Annotated in this window: 15 protein-coding genes; 7 read left to right on the forward strand and 8 right to left on the reverse strand. The window is 63.6% G+C overall.

Going from position 1 to position 16,709, the window contains the following annotated elements:
• Positions 1 to 6: 6 nt before the first annotated feature.
• From AC3CCE_RS14235 to AC3CCE_RS14250, 4 genes are all read right to left on the reverse strand, one after another.
• Complete coding sequence (locus AC3CCE_RS14235) at positions 7 to 873, reverse strand: carbohydrate ABC transporter permease (RefSeq protein WP_352460776.1); 867 nt, start codon at positions 871 to 873, stop codon at positions 7 to 9.
• A 97-nt stretch (positions 874 to 970) separates the two neighbouring features.
• Positions 971 to 2,242: an ABC transporter substrate-binding protein gene (locus AC3CCE_RS14240; RefSeq protein ID WP_023693095.1), complete on the reverse strand. Its 1,272-nt coding sequence runs from the start codon at positions 2,240 to 2,242 to the stop codon at positions 971 to 973.
• A 229-nt stretch (positions 2,243 to 2,471) separates the two neighbouring features.
• Entirely contained in the window at positions 2,472 to 3,389 is a 918-nt protein-coding gene (locus tag AC3CCE_RS14245; RefSeq protein ID WP_352520607.1) for an AraC family transcriptional regulator, read from the reverse strand.
• Positions 3,390 to 3,483: 94 nt separating this feature from the next.
• Positions 3,484 to 4,293, reverse strand: a complete 810-nt coding sequence (locus tag AC3CCE_RS14250) for a helix-turn-helix transcriptional regulator (protein ID WP_352626438.1) — start codon at positions 4,291 to 4,293, stop codon at positions 3,484 to 3,486.
• A gap of 113 nt (positions 4,294 to 4,406) precedes the next feature.
• Between AC3CCE_RS14250 and AC3CCE_RS14255 the strand changes: the two genes are divergently transcribed.
• The 6 genes from AC3CCE_RS14255 (at position 4,407) to AC3CCE_RS14280 (ending at position 10,805) form a co-directional block, all read left to right on the forward strand.
• Positions 4,407 to 5,543, forward strand: coding sequence for an ABC transporter ATP-binding protein (locus AC3CCE_RS14255; RefSeq protein ID WP_352626436.1), 1,137 nt, complete (start codon positions 4,407 to 4,409; stop codon positions 5,541 to 5,543).
• Complete coding sequence (locus tag AC3CCE_RS14260) at positions 5,524 to 6,687, forward strand: ABC transporter substrate-binding protein (RefSeq protein WP_023683578.1); 1,164 nt, start codon at positions 5,524 to 5,526, stop codon at positions 6,685 to 6,687. Before AC3CCE_RS14255 ends, AC3CCE_RS14260 begins: the two co-directional genes overlap by 20 nt.
• Before the next feature lie 61 nt (positions 6,688 to 6,748).
• Positions 6,749 to 7,612: an ABC transporter permease gene (locus AC3CCE_RS14265; RefSeq protein WP_023693099.1), complete on the forward strand. Its 864-nt coding sequence runs from the start codon at positions 6,749 to 6,751 to the stop codon at positions 7,610 to 7,612.
• Entirely contained in the window at positions 7,612 to 8,424 is an 813-nt protein-coding gene (locus AC3CCE_RS14270) for an ABC transporter permease (RefSeq protein WP_352626433.1), read from the forward strand. The genes AC3CCE_RS14265 and AC3CCE_RS14270 overlap by 1 nt, the downstream gene beginning before the upstream one ends.
• Positions 8,425 to 8,452: 28 nt before the next feature.
• Positions 8,453 to 9,214, forward strand: coding sequence for an SDR family NAD(P)-dependent oxidoreductase (locus AC3CCE_RS14275; protein WP_352626431.1), 762 nt, complete (start codon positions 8,453 to 8,455; stop codon positions 9,212 to 9,214).
• 187 nt (positions 9,215 to 9,401) lie between these two features.
• Positions 9,402 to 10,805 carry an MATE family efflux transporter gene (locus AC3CCE_RS14280; RefSeq protein WP_352626429.1) on the forward strand — a complete coding sequence of 468 codons (1,404 nt, stop codon included), beginning with the start codon at positions 9,402 to 9,404 and terminating at the stop codon, positions 10,803 to 10,805.
• 232 nt (positions 10,806 to 11,037) lie between these two features.
• Here AC3CCE_RS14280 and AC3CCE_RS14285 read toward each other — a convergent pair whose 3' ends face one another.
• Positions 11,038 to 11,472, reverse strand: a complete 435-nt coding sequence (locus tag AC3CCE_RS14285; RefSeq protein WP_155921645.1) for a MerR family transcriptional regulator — start codon at positions 11,470 to 11,472, stop codon at positions 11,038 to 11,040.
• Between the two features lie 69 nt (positions 11,473 to 11,541).
• Between AC3CCE_RS14285 and AC3CCE_RS14290 the strand changes: the two genes are divergently transcribed.
• The gene (locus tag AC3CCE_RS14290) at positions 11,542 to 13,803 is read left to right on the forward strand and encodes a heavy metal translocating P-type ATPase (RefSeq protein ID WP_352626427.1); all 2,262 of its coding nucleotides are present in this window, start codon (positions 11,542 to 11,544) and stop codon (positions 13,801 to 13,803) included.
• A gap of 151 nt (positions 13,804 to 13,954) precedes the next feature.
• Here the strand turns inward: AC3CCE_RS14290 and AC3CCE_RS14295 are convergent, their stop codons facing one another.
• The 3 genes from AC3CCE_RS14295 to AC3CCE_RS14305 are packed head-to-tail and all read right to left on the reverse strand — an operon-like array spanning position 13,955 to position 16,643.
• A complete protein-coding gene (locus AC3CCE_RS14295; protein WP_023671272.1) occupies positions 13,955 to 14,758 on the reverse strand; it encodes an ABC transporter permease in 804 nt (267 codons plus the stop codon).
• Positions 14,755 to 15,609, reverse strand: a complete 855-nt coding sequence (locus tag AC3CCE_RS14300) for an ABC transporter permease (RefSeq protein ID WP_023695891.1) — start codon at positions 15,607 to 15,609, stop codon at positions 14,755 to 14,757. Before AC3CCE_RS14300 ends, AC3CCE_RS14295 begins: the two co-directional genes overlap by 4 nt.
• On the reverse strand, positions 15,606 to 16,643 hold the full coding sequence (locus AC3CCE_RS14305) for an ABC transporter ATP-binding protein (protein ID WP_352626425.1): 1,038 nt from the start codon (positions 16,641 to 16,643) through the stop codon (positions 15,606 to 15,608). Before AC3CCE_RS14305 ends, AC3CCE_RS14300 begins: the two co-directional genes overlap by 4 nt.
• Positions 16,644 to 16,709: the final 66 nt, after the last annotated feature.

Below are 16,709 nucleotides of genomic sequence, written 5' to 3' on the forward strand. Positions count from 1 at the left end.
ACGGCCTCATGCCTGCACCCGCTTCCACAGCATGGTGAAGGTGATGACAGTCGCGATCATCATCAGCACCGCCATGGCCGAGGCATAGGACACCTTGCCGGATTCGATGAAGCCTTGCGAGAAGGCGTACATGTCGAGCGTCTCGGTCGCCACGCCCGGCCCGCCGCGCGTCATCACATAAATCAGGTCGAAGGAGCGCAGCGATTCGATCATCTTTACGAACATCAGGCTGATCAGCGGCGCCTTCAGCATAGGCAAGGTCACATAGGCATGGATCTGCCAGCGTTTGGCGTGGTCGAGCCGCGCCGCTTCGATCGGCTGCGGCGGCAAGGTCTCCAGAAGCTTCAGCACGATGACCGCGAAGAACAGTCCCCACTGCCAGACATCGACCGAGGCGACGGCAAACAGGGCCGTCGACGGCTTCGACAGCGGGTCGAAGATCAGCCCGCCGGTGATCAGCCTGTAGGGATAGGTGGCGATGCCGTAGAGCGGATGATAGGCAAACTTCCACACGAAGGCCGCCGAGACACGCGGCAACAGCACCGGGATGATGAACAGCAGGCAGTAGATGTTGCGCAGCCGCGGCGACGCTACTTCGAACATCAGCACGCCGAGCCCGATCGCCACCATCATCGTCGCCACCACGGTGACGATTTCCCACTTCACCGAAACCCAGACCGCGTTGAGGAAACGCCGGTCGGCGAACAGGTCGATGAAGTTCGACAGCCAGACCCAGGAATAGTCCGACGAGCTCAGCTCGCGGTTCTGCAGCGCAATGACGACGGCGTAGAGCGTCGGCACCATCGACAGCACCAGAAGAATGGCGAGCGTCGGAACCAGAAACGTCACGGGCAGGGAAGAGCGTCGGCGCATTGCCTATCCTCGGGCTGTGCCTTTTTGGAGAGACCCGCGGCGCACAGGTCCCGGCATCCGGTCGAATGCCGTGGACCGCGCGCCGCGGGCGGGAGGATTACTTCTTCTTCACCAGCTCGTTGGCGTAGGCCTCGAGTTCGTCGAGGCCGCCCTTGACGTCGGTGCGCGTGCCGGTGACCAGCTCTTCCAGGATGATGCCCCAGCGGTCGCCGAGATCCGGCCAGCGCGGATCCTGCCAGAAGTTCACCGCCGTCACCTTGCCGGTATCGGCAAGCGCCTGGCCGAGATCGGCGCCATAGATGTCGGCGAACTCCTTGCTGGACAGCACGCTGGTGCGGTTGAGCTCGCCGAATTGGTGCGCGTCGAGCCGGCGCTTCTCGTTCTCCTTCGACGTCGCCCAGGCGATGAACAGGCCGGCGCATTGCTTCGCGGCGTCATCGGCATTGGCCTTGGCGGCGATGGCGAGGCCGTGGCCGTAGCCGCCGCCGGTCAGTGGCGAGGGCGGCGGCAGGAAGCCGATCTTGCCGACCACTTGCGAGGTCTTCGGGTCGACCGCCATGCCCGACAGCGGCGTCGATTCGACCAAGATGGCAACCTGGCCCGACAGGAAGGCGCCGGTCGATTCATCCCAGCTGCCGGTCTGCGTGCCGGGCGCTGAATCCTTGAACAGTTTAAGATAGGTCTCGGTCGCTTTGACCGCGGCCTCGGAGTTGAAAGCCGGCTTGTCACCGTCGAACCATTTTCCGCCATAGGCCTTGAAGAACGGCATCCAGCGCCAGACATTGGCGCCCGAGCCACGCGCGCCGCGCAGCGCGATGCCGTACATGCCCTTGTCGGGATCGGTCAGCTTCGGCACGTCGGCGATCAACTCGTCCAGCGTCTTCGGCGGCTGGATGCCGGCGGCTTCCAGAATGTCCTTGCGGTAGACCATAAGGTCGCCGCCGCCGGTCAGCGGCGCGAACCACACCTTGCCGTCATAGGTGGCGACCTTCTGCCGGCCCGGGTCGAAATCGGCGTAGTCGTAGTCAGCCGGGTAATAGTCGGTGAGCGGCACGATCCATTTCGACGAGGCGAACAGCGCGACATTGGCTTCGTCGACATAGTAGACGTTGTAGTTGCCGACCGTGGACGCATCGGCGCGCGACTTTGCCCGGCGGTCGTTCTCGTTGAGATAGTCGATCTGGAAGCTGGCGCCGGCCAGTTTCTGGAACTCGTCCTTGGACGCCTCCAGCAGCGTCAGCCCGTCACGCGGTTGCGCCAGCACCTTGACCGGTGCCGAGCAGACCGGCGCCGCCAGCGCCATGGTCGAGAGGGTCGTGGTAAGCATGAAAGCTGCGCTTATGCTCGCAGCGAGCCGAATTGGTTTCATTGATTTTCTCCTCCAGGAACAGTCGCAGGAAGCGGAAGTCTTCGGTTGCGCGATCCTCGCCATCGCCCGAGCGACAAGCCACCCATCGCCAAAATGAGGAGTTGCTAAAGGCCGCGCTAGAAGCCCCGTTGCAGCAGACCTGTACTTTTATGCATTGTGCGCTGCAAAATCCGGCTCGCCTGCACGGCCTCTGTCACATGAGTACCGATGGAGTGAGGAAGGCCGGTTTTCAGGCGCGCATCGTCATCCGCTGCTTCGACAGCTTGCGGTAGGATGACGGCGTCATCCGGTGCTTGCGCAGGAAGGCGCGGTTGAAGTTGGAGATGTTCATGTAGCCGACCTGGAAGCAGATGTCGGTGATCGGAATATCGGTGTCCGCCAGCAGCTTGCAGGCTTGCCAGAGCCGGAGCTTGGCGATGTGGTCGCTGAAACTGTTGCCGGTGTTTTTCTGGAAGAAGCGCGAAAACGTGCTTTCGCTCATCCCCGCCAGCTCCGCCGCCTCCGGCAGCTTCAGGTCCTCGGCGAAGTGCTGGAAGAGATAGGTCAGCGTGCGCTGGATGATGTCCAGCGAGGTTGCGTCGAGCGCGGGTGAGAAATCCGGCGAGGACAAAAGCTCGTATTCGTCTGTCCTGGCCAGCAGATCGACCAGTTCGAGGAAGAGGCAAAACCGGACGAGCCCGTGCACGGTGCCCATCCTTTCCATCAGCGCAGCGCCGTCGAGCGCGGCGCGGCCATGGAAGACGATGCCGCGCAGCGATCGCTCCAGGAACGGTTCTAGTTCGCGCAGCTCCGGCAGCAGTCCCGCCGAGCCGCGCAGCCGCTGCGGATCGAATTGCAGCACGATGTCGCGTCCTTCGATCAGCTCGCCGGGTTGCACCGATGTCACCCAGTCATGCGGCAGCCCGCCGCCGACGATGCTCAGGTAGCCCGGCCCGAATTCGCCGATGTGATCGCCGACCAGCGCGACCCCGGAAGACTTCCTCAGGAGATGGATCTCGTATTCCGGATGAAAATTCCAGACATTGCGCTCCCAGGGATAGTCGTCGAGCCGCCACAGGAAACTGTCGCTCGCCTCGGTGACGATGTGCTCGAAAGCGGGCACCGTGCGAGGGATCGCGGCCGTGTTCTTTCTGCGCCTGAATGCCATCGTCTGCTCTCCGGGGCGTATGAGGAAGCGACTGGTTTCGGGTAATCCGTAGCAGTCTGTCGCCCGCAAGTGAACGATGTCTGCCTCAGCGATTTCAACGCCGGCTCTCGATGATCTCGATGAAGCGGGCGAACAGCCCGGCCTGGGATTTGATGCCGAGTTTGCGGTGGATGTTGCGGCGATGAACCTTCACCGTTCCCGGCACGATGCGCATGGCTCTCGCGATCGACTCGGTGGAATGCCCCTGCAGCACCAGATCGACGACATGCTTTTCGCGCGGGGTCAGCGACAGGCTTTCCCAAATGTGGGCGCGGTCGAACTCGTTGACGGCGGCGATCGTCTCGCCCTGCTCCGCTTCGTCCTGCTCCTCGGCCGCAAGTGCGGGCCAGCGCAACCGGGCGAAGTTGATGACCGCCGGCGCCATGTCGCGCAGCAGCCTGGCATCGGCGGTGCCGAAGGGACCCGAGGCGTGCAATCGCATCAGCGACAGCACCAGCGCATCCTTGCCGGGCAGCGGCACGAAGAAGCCGACCTCCTCGGCGAGCCTTGTCTGACTGTAGTAGGTGCGAAAATACTCGCTGGCATAGAAGCGGTCGGGCGCCAGTTCGCGCATGCGCCAGAACCCCTCCTTGCGCTCCACCGCCGCGTGATGAAACGGGTCGAGCAGGTAAGGCCCTTCCTGATAAAGCGTGACGAAGACATGGCTCTCGTCAGGCGAGAAGGTTTCGAACAGCAACGGCGGCCGCGAAGCGCCGCGGTAACCGAAGATCACGCAGTGGTCGAAGCCGACATGCTGGCTCAACCAGCCGACCATTGCCTTGCCGAACAGGTCGCCGCTCGTCTCCCGTGTCGCCGCGACAAGGGCTGCGAGCCGGCTGTATTCGTCGCTGCGGGACGCACTCAATCTATACCCCCTTAAACGAGAAAATAGATCAGATATACCACCAGCGAGGTATATACTAGGCGCCATTGGCTCTGGTAGCGTCCTGGAATAGCCCTGTTGCTGGAGCCAGCACTTTGACCGCAGTGCCCGACATCGAGTTTCGCGGCGTCACCAAGCGCTATGGCGCTGTGACCGCCGTCAGCGGCATCGATCTCGCTGTGCCGCCCTCCGCCTTTGTCGCCCTTCTCGGACCGTCCGGCTGCGGCAAGACCACATGCCTGCGCATGATCGGCGGCTTCGAGCAGCCGAGCGAAGGCCAGGTGTTCATCCGTGGCCGGGACATGGCCGGAACGCCGCCCTATCGTCGGCCGGTCAACATGGTGTTCCAGCAATACGCGCTGTTTCCGCATCTCGATGTCGAAGCCAATGTGTCCTACGGGCTGCGCCAGGCACGGCCGCGCCTGTCGTCGCAGGAAATCGGCCGGCGCGCCGGCGAGGCGCTCGAAATGGTGCGGCTCGCCGGCTATGGCCGCCGCAAGATCCACGAACTCTCCGGCGGCCAGCAGCAGCGCGTCGCGCTGGCGCGCGCACTGGTCAACAAGCCGGCGGTGCTGTTGCTCGATGAGCCGCTGGCGGCCCTCGACAAGAAACTGCGCACCGACATGCAGATCGAATTGCAGAACCTGCAGCGCGAGATCGGCATCACCTTCGTGCTGGTCACCCACGACCAGGAGGAAGCGCTGTCGATGAGCGATTTCGTCTGCGTCATGAATGGCGGCCGTATCGTCCAGCTCGGCCAGCCGAGCGAGATCTATGACGAGCCGGCCGACCCGTTCGTCGCCGACTTCGTCGGAAAGACCAATCTGTTGAGCGGCAAGGTTGCCGGGCATACAGGCGATCTTGTCAATGTGGCGCTGGCGGACGGAACCGTCATTGCCGCGCGCAAACGAACCGCCTTGCAGCAGGGCGAGACCGTTTCTGTCAGCCTGCGTCCTGAATCGCTAAGCCTCGGCGCCACCAAAGGCAGCCCTTTCAAGGGCATCGTGCGCAACCGGATCTTCTTGGGCTCGACGGCGGAATACGCCGTCGAGGTGCAGGGCATCGGAACGCTGCTGGCCAAGGCCGACCATGTGATCGGCCACGGCAATCTCTTCAAGCCGGGTGAACCCGTCGCCATCGGCTTTGCCTCCGGGACGCCGCTGGCGTTTCCGGAGACCAAGAACAACGGGACCAACCAGAGGGTAGCAAAAAATGTCGAAATCATATCGTGACGGACTGCCGATAAGCCCTGAGAACTTCGTCGACCAGCTGATGCGCCTGAAGCGCGGCTCGATCGGCCGCCGCGACTTCCTCGGCCTCACCGGCCTTGGCATCGCGACCGCGGTGATGGCGCGCGAGCTCGGCATCATGCCGACGCCGGCCTTCGCCGCCGAAAACCTCGGCGACCGCATGTCGATCGCCACCTGGCCGAACTATCACGACCCGCAGACCTTCGAGAATTTCAAGAAGGACACCGGCGTCGCCGTCGAGGTCAACGTCTTCGGCTCCAATGAGGAGATGCTTGCCAAGCTGCAGGCCGGCGCCTCGGGCTGGAGCCTGTTCGTGCCGACCAACTACACGATCTCGACCTACAAGAAACTCGGCATCATCGATCCGCTCGACATGGCCAAGCTGCCGAATTTCGACGGCTCCCAGGAGGACCCGCGCTTCACCTCGGAAGGCACGATCGACGGCACGACCTACGCGGTGCCGAAGAACTGGGGCACCACGGGCTTTGCCGTCAACACCAAGAAGCTGGCCAAGCCGATGACCAGCTGGAAGGAATTCTGGGACGTCGCCATGGCTGAGGGTGATGGCCGCACCATGGTGCATGATTACCAGCTGACCACCATCGGCAACGCGCTAAAATATTACGGCTATTCCTTCAACTCGCTGAAGCAGGACGAACTCGCCAAGGCCGAGGAACTGCTGCTCAAGGTCAAGCCGCATCTGTTCGCGGTCTCTTCGGACTACCAGCCGGGCATGCGGGCGGGCGACGCCTGGATGACCATGTGCTGGACGAATGATGGCGCACAGCTGCATCGCGATATTCCAGAGATCGCCTATGTCTTGGGCAAGGAGGGCGGCGAAATCTGGACCGATTTCTACGCCATCCCGAAGGACGCGCCGAACAAGCCGGCCGGCTATGCCTTGCTCAATTATCTGATGACCCCGGAGGTTGCTGTGAAGGAGCATCTGGCCAACGGCGCGCCGTCGACCGACGCACGCGTCAACAAGCTGCTGCCCAAGGAAGTGCTGGACAATCCGATCCTCTATCCGGCGGCCGACCTGTTGACACCGCTGGAATTCGGTGCGGCGGCGACGTTGACCGATCCCGGCCGCGCCGAGCTGATGGCGCGCTTCAAGTCGGCTTGAGGCCGGCCTGACGCAAACGGAAACCGGTGGGCCTATGTCCGCCGGCATCGGGGCGGTTTCCATGCACGGCAACAGATTTCGGTATAACATCCTGACAGCGCTGCTGCTCGCTCCGGCTACAGCGTGGCTGGTGGTGTTTCTGGTGTTGCCGTTCGTCGCCATTGCCGTGTTCAGCGTCGGCGAGCGGGCGCCGGAGGGCGGCTACCAGGCCGCCTTCACGCTGGCGCAATATGCCAACCTCCCGGCGCGGGCGACTGCCTTCTGGAACACGATGATGCTGGCGCCGGTGGGCGCGCTTGCCTGCCTGCTCGTCGCCTACCCCGTCGCCTACTACCTTGCCCTGAAGGCGCCGCAACGCTGGCGGCTGATCCTGCTTGCGCTCGTCGTCATTCCGTTCTGGACCAGCCTTTTGATGCGTACCTATGCCTGGATGTACATTCTGGGCGGACGCGGCATTCCCGCGCTGCTGGCCTTTGTCGGTATCGAGGATGTCAGGCTGATCAACACGCCGGGCGCCGTGCTGCTCGGCATCGTCTATGGCTATCTGCCGCTGATGATCCTGCCGATCTATGTCAGTCTCGAGCGGCTCGACCGAAGGCTGCTGGAAGCCTCCGCCGATCTCGGCGCGACCCCGCTCTCAACCTTTCTGGGGGTGACGCTGAAGCTGTCGCTGCCGGGCGTCATGACCGGCTTCTCACTGGTCATGATCCTGCTGCTTGGCGAATACCTGATCCCGACGCTGCTTGGCGGCGGCAAGGTGTTCTTCATAGGCAATGCGCTGGTCGACCTGTTCCTGCAGTCGCGCAACTGGCCGTTCGGATCGGCCATCGCCATCACGCTGGTGGCGGTTTCGGTGGTGGTGCTGATCGCGGCAAACCGTATCTCGACACGGGTGTCGGGCGCCCGCAGGGTGGATCTGATCTGATGCGCGCCTTCGTCACCGCCGTCTTCGCCTTTCTCTATCTGCCGATCGCGCTGGTCGTGCTGTTTTCCTTCAACGCCGGCCGCCATGCCAGCGAGTTCACCGGCTTTTCGGTGCAGTGGTACGGCACGGCGCTGTCGAACCCGTTCCTGGTCGAGGCGTTGAAGAACAGCCTGTTCATCGCCACCACCAGCGCCCTTCTGGCGGCGGTGTGCGGCACGGCGGCGGCACTCGGCCTGGCGCGGGTGGGGCTCAGAACCCGCGCCGTCTTCGACGCGCTGATGGGTGCCGCGATCGTCGTTCCCGGCGTCGTCATCGGCATCTCGACGCTCGTCGCGCTGGTCCAGTTGTTTGGCGTGCTCAACCCGTTCCTCGCCTCGATCTGGCCAAACGACCAGCCGCCACGCCTGTCGCTCGGCTATGGATCGATCATCGCCGCGCATGGCCTGTTTTCGATGGCGCTGGTAACGATGATTGTCGGCACGCGTCTCGCCAGCCTCGACCGCAACCTGGTCGAGGCCTCGAGCGATCTCTACGCCACGCCGCTGACGACGTTTCGCTCGATCGTGCTGCCGCAGATCATGCCGGCGATGATCGCCGGCTTCCTGCTCGCCTTCACCTTCTCCTTCGACGATTTCATCGTCGCCTTCTTCGTCGCCGGCGCGCAGACGACGCTGCCGATCTATGTCTTCGCCTCGATCCGGCGCGGCGTGACGCCGGAAATCAACGCCATCGCCACCATCGTGCTCGTCGCCTCGGTTCTTCTGGTGGTGCTTGCCCAATGGCAACTGCGCCAGCGCCAGCCGTCAAACTGAACAAGCCATCCAGCTGAAAGACAAATTCATGATCCTTAGAGACCGCATCGCCGTGGTGACGGGCGCCGGTTCCGGCATCGGCCGCGCCGGCGCCATGATCATGGCCAGGGAAGGCGCTGTGGTGGTCATCGCCGACTGGGATAAGGCCAGCGGCGAGACGACAGCGGCGGACATCCGGGCAGTGGGCGGGCAGGCCGAGGCGATTGTCACCGACGTCTCTGACGACGCGGCGGTCGGACAGCTCATCACCGGCACGCTCGGCAAGTATGGCCGCATCGACATCCTGCACAATCACGCCGGCATCCAGGTCGGCGGCACGCTGACCGAGGTCGAGGTCGATGGCATGGATGCGTCCTGGCGCATCAATGTACGGGCGCAGTTCCTGTCCGCGCGGCTGGCCATGCCGGCGATGGTCGCGCAAGGCGGCGGCGTCATCCTCAACACGGCCTCGAATTCCGGCGTGTTCTACGACCGCGAGATGATCGCCTACGCGACGTCGAAACATGCGGTGGTGGCGATGACCAGGCAGATGTCGCTCGACTATGCCCGGCACAATGTGCGCGTCAACGCGCTCTGCCCGGGCTGGGTCGACACGCCTTTCAACGAGCCGTTCATCGCCCAGATGGGCGGGCGCGAGGCGATCGAAACCTATGTCCGCACCAGGATTCCGATGGGGCGCTGGGCGAGCGCCGAAGAGATCGCCGAAGCGATCCTGTTCCTCGTCTCCGACCGCTCATCCTTCATGACCGGCCAGGCGCTGGTGATCGACGGCGGCGAAAGCATCGGTTGATCCAAGGGCGGTCGGTAGGAATGGTTCCCGCCTCTGGCTCAATCGCCGGCTGCCCGTCGTCCCTTGCCTTCATGTCGCATTTCGTCCAATAGAACGACGCAAACGCCGCGAAACCGAAGGTTTTGCCGTTTGGAAGTGCGGCTTCCGGCCTCGTTGCCGACGCGCCGCAACCGGAAAGAGCAGGACAATGTCTGCGATCGAAGCCGGCGCTCGTGCGCCGGAAAATCTTTGGCGTCAGGAAATCAGGGCGACGCTGGCGCTGGCCTGGCCGATGGTGCTCACCAATCTCGGCCAGACCGCGATGACCGCCACAGACGTCATGATGATGGGTCGTCTGGGCGCCGATACGCTGGCCAGCGGCGCGCTCGGCGCCAACCTCTATTTCATGCCGCTGATCTTCGGCCTCGGCCTGATGCTGGCGACCTCGCCGATGATCGCCACCGAGCTTGGCCGCCGGCGCTATTCGGTGCGCGATTTGCGCCGCACCGTGCGCCAAGGCCTGTGGCTGGCGATCCTGATCTCGATCCCGATCTGGGTCGTGTTGTGGCATGGCGAGGCCATTCTGCTTGCCATGGGCCAAGAGCCGGCATTGGCGCATCAGGCCGGCATCTATCTGCGCTGGTTGGAATGGGCGGTGCTGCCTTTCTACGGCTATATCGTGCTGCGTTCCTTCATCTCGGCGCTGGAGCGGCCGGGCTGGGCGCTGATCATCGTCTTCGTCGCCGTCGCCTGCAACGCCTTCTTCAACTGGGTGTTCATGTTCGGCAATCTCGGCGTCACCTCGATGGGCATTGCCGGTTCGGGGCTGGCGACCACGCTGTCGAGCACGCTGATGTTCTGCGGCCTGGCAGCCGTGGTGATGCTGGAGAAGAAGTTCCGCCGCTACCGCCTGTTCGGCCGCTTTTGGCGCTCCGACTGGCCGCGTTTCAAGGGTCTGCTGCGGCTCGGCATGCCGATCGCCGGCATCCTCGCCTTCGAGGTGACGATCTTCAACGCGGCAGCCCTGCTGATGGGCCTGATCGATGCGGACTCGCTGGCCGCGCACGCCATCGCAATCCAGATCGCCTCGATCTCCTTCATGGTGCCGCTCGGCCTCAACCAGGCCGTCACCGTGCGCGTCGGGCTGGCCCATGGCGCAGGCAATCCGGCAGGCGTTTCGCGCGCCGGCTGGACCGCCTTCGTCATCGGCGTCTCGTCCATGGCGCTGATGGCGCTGGTGATGGTGCTGTGGCCGCATCTGTTGATCAGCGCCTTCATCGACATGACCGATCCGGCGAACGCCAGGGTGATCGCGCTGGCCGTGTCGTTCCTGGCCTTTGCCGCGCTGTTTCAGATCTTCGACGGCGCGCAGGCCGTTGCCGCCGGCATGCTGCGCGGCCTGCACGACACCAAGCTGCCGATGATCTATGCCGCCATCGGCTATTGGGGCATCGGCCTGCCGCTCGGCGTGCTGCTCGCCTTCCATTTCGGCCTGCACGGCGTGGGCATCTGGATCGGCCTGGCGTCGGGTCTGGCCGTGGTGGCGGTGCTGCTGCTCGCGCGCTGGCTGCGGCGGGACCGCATCGCACCGCCGCTCGTCTTCAGGCATTGACGGCGAACCAAGCGGTCCGCCAACTGCCCGAAGCAGTCACTGCAGAGCAGATGTCTGGTATCGCTTTGGGCCGAAAGCTGCCGGTCGGCTTGCGACGCGCAGGTTAAATAGCGGACCATGCGAAAACGCCCCTGGCAGAGTACTTCAACGGCGGAACTCCTGAAATTGCGTCAGTCGCAATCGAGGTCTTCCCATTGTTGGAAATGGAGACCAAGGTGGCCACATGGAGCACTTAAATACGCAAACATTTGTGCTCGTGTCGACATTGATCATGGTCGGCCAAAACCTCGATCACCCGGCATTCGCCGACTCTACCATGGCGGCAGCCTTCAACCATCAGCTCGAGCTCGGCCTGCAAGGCTTTCAAGCTGCGGATACGCTGCGCAACGTCGGCGAGCCGTGCTTGGGCAATGGCGTCAGCCGTTGCACAAGGCTGTAAAGGGTTATCCTGCAAATCAAGTAGAGTGCGGATCGCTTCGATATCGAAGCCCAGTTCGCGGGAATGGCGAATAAACGCTAACCGGCGCAAGTCGCCACCTTCATATTGACGGCGGTTGCCGTCACTTCGCGCTGGCGCGGCAAGCAACCCTATCTGCTCGTAATAGCGAATGGTCGGTACTTTCACGCCGCTTTGGCGGGCGGCTTCGCCAATGGTCACCCCATTCAGCATATTTCGCTTGCTCCTCTAGTCGCTAGAGGATGTAGCGTCGCAGTCAAACGATACAAGAGGAATGTTATGACCGCGCTTCAAGCACAAACCCGTTATCGCGTCGAAGGCATGGATTGTGCCGGTTGCGCCACCAAAATCGATAAGGCGGTACGTCGCATCCCTGGCGTCGAAGATGTCAGCGTGTCCGTCACCGCCGGCACCATGACGGTCAGGCACACGCCCGAGAGTGACCTCGCCGAACTTGAAAAGAAGGTGACTGGCCTCGGCTACACGGTTGCCGAACTCAAGGTAAAGGGAAAGGTCGGGCTGGACGGGGCAGAGCACCATCACAATGACCACGACGATGCGGGCGACTACCATGCGGGCCATGCTCACGCCAGCCACGATCAGGTCAGCGAAAGTCAAGATGACCGCGAGGAGGGAATAGAGGGCCTTCACGGGCACGACCGCGCGCCAACCTCGGGGCCGTGGTGGAAGAGTCCCAAGGGTCGCCTGACGATCGCCAGCGGCGCGGCGCTGGTCCTTGCGTTTGCCATTCACTATGTGTGGCCGGCGTCCGGGGTGTGGGTCTTTATCGCGGCCATGCTGGTTGGCCTGGTGCCTATCGCCAAACGGGCCGTCATGGCCGCCGTCGCAGGCATTCCCTTCACCATCGAAATGCTCATGACCATAGCGGCCGTCGGTGCGGTCATTATCGGCGCCGGCCAGGAAGCTGCCACTGTGGTCTTCCTGTTCCTTGTCGGTGAGCTTCTCGAGGGCGTTGCCGCCGGAAAGGCGCGCTCGAGCATTCAAGCGCTGACCACGCTGGTCCCGAAAACGGCCTTCATTGAAAAGGGCGGCAAGACGCGCGAGGTGCCGGCCGAAAGCCTTGAAGTAGGCGCCATGATCATGGTGCGGCCGGGTGACCGGATTCCCGCCGATGGCGAGATCACCGAGGGTGAGAGCGCGATCGACGAATCCCCGGTGTCAGGCGAGAGCGTGCCGGTGCGCAAATGCGTCGGCGACAAGGTTTTCGCCGGCACCATCAATGGCGACGCTGTTTTGCGCATCAAGGTCACCGCCGTTGCCTCCGATAACACCATCGCGCGCGTCGTCAAGCTGGTCGAGGAAGCCCAGGAGAGCAAGGCGCCAACTGAGCGGTTCGTCGACCGCTTCTCGCGCTGGTACACGCCTGCTGTGGTCGGCGTGGCCGCGATGGTGGCCGTGGTTCCACCTCTCGTTTTCGGCGGCAACTGGAACGAATGGATCTACAAAGGCCTCGCCCTGTTGCTCATCGGCTGCCCCTGTGCCCTGGTCATCTCGGTCCCGGCGGCAATCGCCGCGTCGCTCTCGGCTGGCGCCAAGCGCGGCCTACTGATGAAGGGCGGGGCGGTCCTCGAGGCTCTCGGCAAGGTCACCGCCGTGGCGCTTGACAAGACCGGCACGCTCACGCTGGGCAAGCCCCAGGTCACCGACGTGGTTTCTTTCGGAAAATCGGAGGCCGAAGTGCTGCGTCTTGCTGCCGCCTTGGAGACCGGCTCAAGCCATCCGCTTGCCATCGCCGTCCTCGCAAAGGCGTCTGCAGACAAGGTTCAGGCTCCGGCCGCGTCCAAAGCGCAGGCTCTAGGTGGCAAGGGGGTCAAGGCGAACGTGGAAGGCACCGAAGTTTTCCTTGCATCGCCACAGGCGGCCGAGGATACGGCGAAGCTCACTGAGGTTCAAAAGTCTCAAATCGCCGCGCTCAATGACGAAGGCAAAACCGTTTCGGTCGTCCTCGTCGACAACAAGGTGGCGGGCGCCATTGCAATGCGTGATGAACCGCGCCCGGACGCTTTCGCTGGTCTCAAGGCGCTGACGGATTCCGGCATTAAGACCATCATGCTGACGGGCGACAACAAGCGGACAGCTGCCGCGATCGGCAAGCAACTCGGCATCGAGGTCCGCGCCGCGCTACTGCCAGAAGACAAGCAGCGTATTGTCGGAGAGCTGAAGGGAGACGGCCTCATTGTGGCCAAGGTCGGCGATGGCATCAATGACGCGCCAGCCCTTGCGGCCGCCGATGTTGGTATTGCGATGGGCGGCGGCACTGACGTGGCTCTCGAAACCGCTGATGCAGCGGTGCTGCATGGCCGTGTCGGCGACGTTGCCGCGATGATTGCGCTGTCGAAGGCGACCATGGCCAACATCAAACAGAACATAGCCATGGCCCTCGGCCTCAAGGCCGTCTTCCTCGTGACCACGGTCTTGGGAATCACCGGCCTGTGGCCGGCGATCATGGCCGATACCGGCGCGACCGTGCTGGTGACGGCCAATGCCATGCGCCTCCTGCGCTGGAAAGGGGCAGCATGACGGCGGTGCCGCACCATGTGCTAGACTTGCGAAATGGCTGGTGCACACCGGCTTCGCCGCACCAGCCATATCGCTGAAGATCAAGCAGGCCTGGGCCGGGACGGCCCGTACAGGCGACGCGATCGAGGGGTGCTGTTACAAATGATTGCGCTCAGCTCCCGTCGGACGACATCGCGCCGAGCAATCTGCGAATATCGCCGAACCTGGCGATCGAGCCGAACACCAGTGCCGCCACCGCGACGAAGAACACCGACACCGAAGCCATGGTCGGCGTGTAGCCATAGCGCAGCGCGTTGAAGATCTTGATGGGCAGCGTCTCGGTGGTGAAGCCGATCGTCATGTAGGCGACGATGTATTCGTTGAGCGACAAGACGAAGGCGAAGGCGTAGCCCGAGACGAGGTAGGGCAGGATCAACGGCAGCACCACGGTTTTCAGCACTGTGCGGTCGTCGGCGCCCATGGTGGCGGCGGCCTCTACCAGCGAGCGGTCGATCGAGGCAAAGCCCAGCGACAGCGTCACCAGCGGCAGCGTCACGAAGAAGATGGCGTGGCTGATGATGGCGGTGAAGAACTGGCCGAACAGCCCGACCGTCGCCCAGAAGGAGAGGAAGCCGAGCGCTGTGATGACCGGCGGCAGGATGAAGGGGGCAAGCCCCAGCACCTGAAAGATGTTTGCCCAGGGCGCGATGCGCCGCCACAGGAACCAGGCCAGCGGCAGCGCCACCGCCACGGCAATCGCCGCCGAGCAGACGGCCAGCGTCACCGAATGGATCAGCGCCAGGCGCCATTCCGGATCGGTGAAGATCTGGGCGTACCAGGCGAGCGAGAAGCCGACCGGCGGGAAGGAGAGCTCCTGCCGCGAATTCACCGACACGCCGGCGACGACGATCAGCGGCGCCGCCAGGAACAAAGCGACGATGGTGAAATAGACACGGCGCAGCAAGGTCGCGGTCATAGGGCGTTCTCCCGGCGTCCGACGAGCAGCGTCAGTCCGACCAGCGCCAGCGAGATCAGCACCAGGAACACCGCCATTGCGGCCGCGAACGGCATGTTGGACTGGTAGATCGCCTGGTCGGTGATCAACACCGACAGCGTCCAGTGCTGCGGCCGTCCCAGAATCTGCGGTAGCAGATAGGAGCCGAGCGCAAAGACGAAGACCATGATCAGCGTCGCCACGATGGTGTTGCGCAGCGCCGGCGCGACGACGTTGAAGAAGGCCCGGATAGGCGAGGCGCCGAGCGTGCGCGCGGCCTCTAACAGAGTCGGATCGAGGCGGACCAAAGCGGGGTAAAGCACCAGGATCGTATAGGGCAGCGCCTGGTAGACCATGCCGGTCAGCACCGCGCCAAAGGTCGGCAGCAGCGCCACCGGCTTGTCCATCAGCCCGATCGCCACGAACAGATTGGTGATGCCCGCCGTGCGCGAAAACAGCGTCGACCAGGCAAAGCCGATAATGACTTCCGACAGCGACAGCACCGACAACAGGCCGACCAGCCATAGCGTCTGCACGCGGCGCGGCCGGCGGGTCAGGAGGTAGGTGAAGGGGAAGGCGATGGCCACGCAGCAGACGGCGACCAGCACCGCCAGCATCAGTGAAAAGCCGAGCACGCCGCCGAAGAATACCGACAGGAAGCGGGCGTAATTGTCGAACACGAAATCCGGCGTGTAGAAACCGGACGGATTGCGCTTGAAGAAGCTCACCGCGATCATCGTCGAGAACGGCACGACGAAGAAGACGATCAGCATCAGCGCCGGAAAGAACAGCGGCGTGTAGTCGGCTAGCGACTTCGGAGCCTCGCGTCTCATGCGCCGAGCACCACGCAGCTGCCGGGCGGCAGCGTTACGCCGACCTGGGCGCCGACCGGCACGTCATGCCGTTCGCGCGGCGTGGTCACGGCAATGATGCTGGTGCCGCCGACGTCGACGAAGGTCTCGATGGTGCCGCCGAGATCGCGAACGAAGCTCACCTCTCCGGTAATGGCCGAGCCGCCGGGGCTGCCCAGATGCACGTCCTCCGGGCGGACCGAAACAGACGCTTTGGTCTGACCCGCCGGCATGGCAAGACCTGGAATGGCTGTGCCCAGAATGGTGGTACGCCCGGTGCTGTCGATCTCGGCCGGCAGCAGATTGGTGATGCCGATGAAGTCGGCGACGAAGGCGTCGGCCGGCTTGCGGTAGATCTCGATCGGCGGCGCCGCCTGCAGGATTCTGCCGTGGCCCATGACGACGACCAGGTCGGCCATGGTCATGGCTTCGCGCTGGTCGTGGGTGACGACGATGGTGGTGATGCCCAACCGCTGCTGCAACTGGCGCAGTTCCACCTGCATGGCCTCGCGCAATTTGGCGTCGAGCGCCGACAGCGGCTCGTCGAGCAGGAACAGTTTCGGCGACAGCGCCAAGGCCCGCGCAATTGCCACGCGCTGGCGCTGACCGCCCGACAGTTTGGCCACCGGACGGTCGGCAAAGCCGGTCAGATGGATGAGGCCCAGCAACTCGTCGACGCGTTTCTTCTGCTCCTCCTTCGAGGCGCCGCGAATGCGCAGCGCATAGGCGATGTTGTCGCCGACGGAGAGATGCGGAAACAGCGCCAGCGACTGGAACACCATGCCGAGATTGCGCTTGTGCGTCGGCAAAGGCGTGATGTCCTCGCCGTCGAGCACGATGGCGCCGCTGGTCGGCTCCTCAAGTCCGGCAATCATGCGCAGCAGCGTGGTCTTGCCGCAGCCCGACGGGCCGAGCAGACACACGAACGTGCCATGCGGCACGTTGAGCTGGACATTGTCGACGGCGGCGAAGTTGCCGAATTTTTTGGTGACGGCGTTGATGTCTAGTCCGGACATGCTCATCCCTTGGAGGGTTTGCTAAGGGGCCGCCGGACTATCCCGGCGGCCGCTGTGGTTCAGACG

It is taken from the genome of Mesorhizobium sp. P160187, from assembly GCF_057766425.1.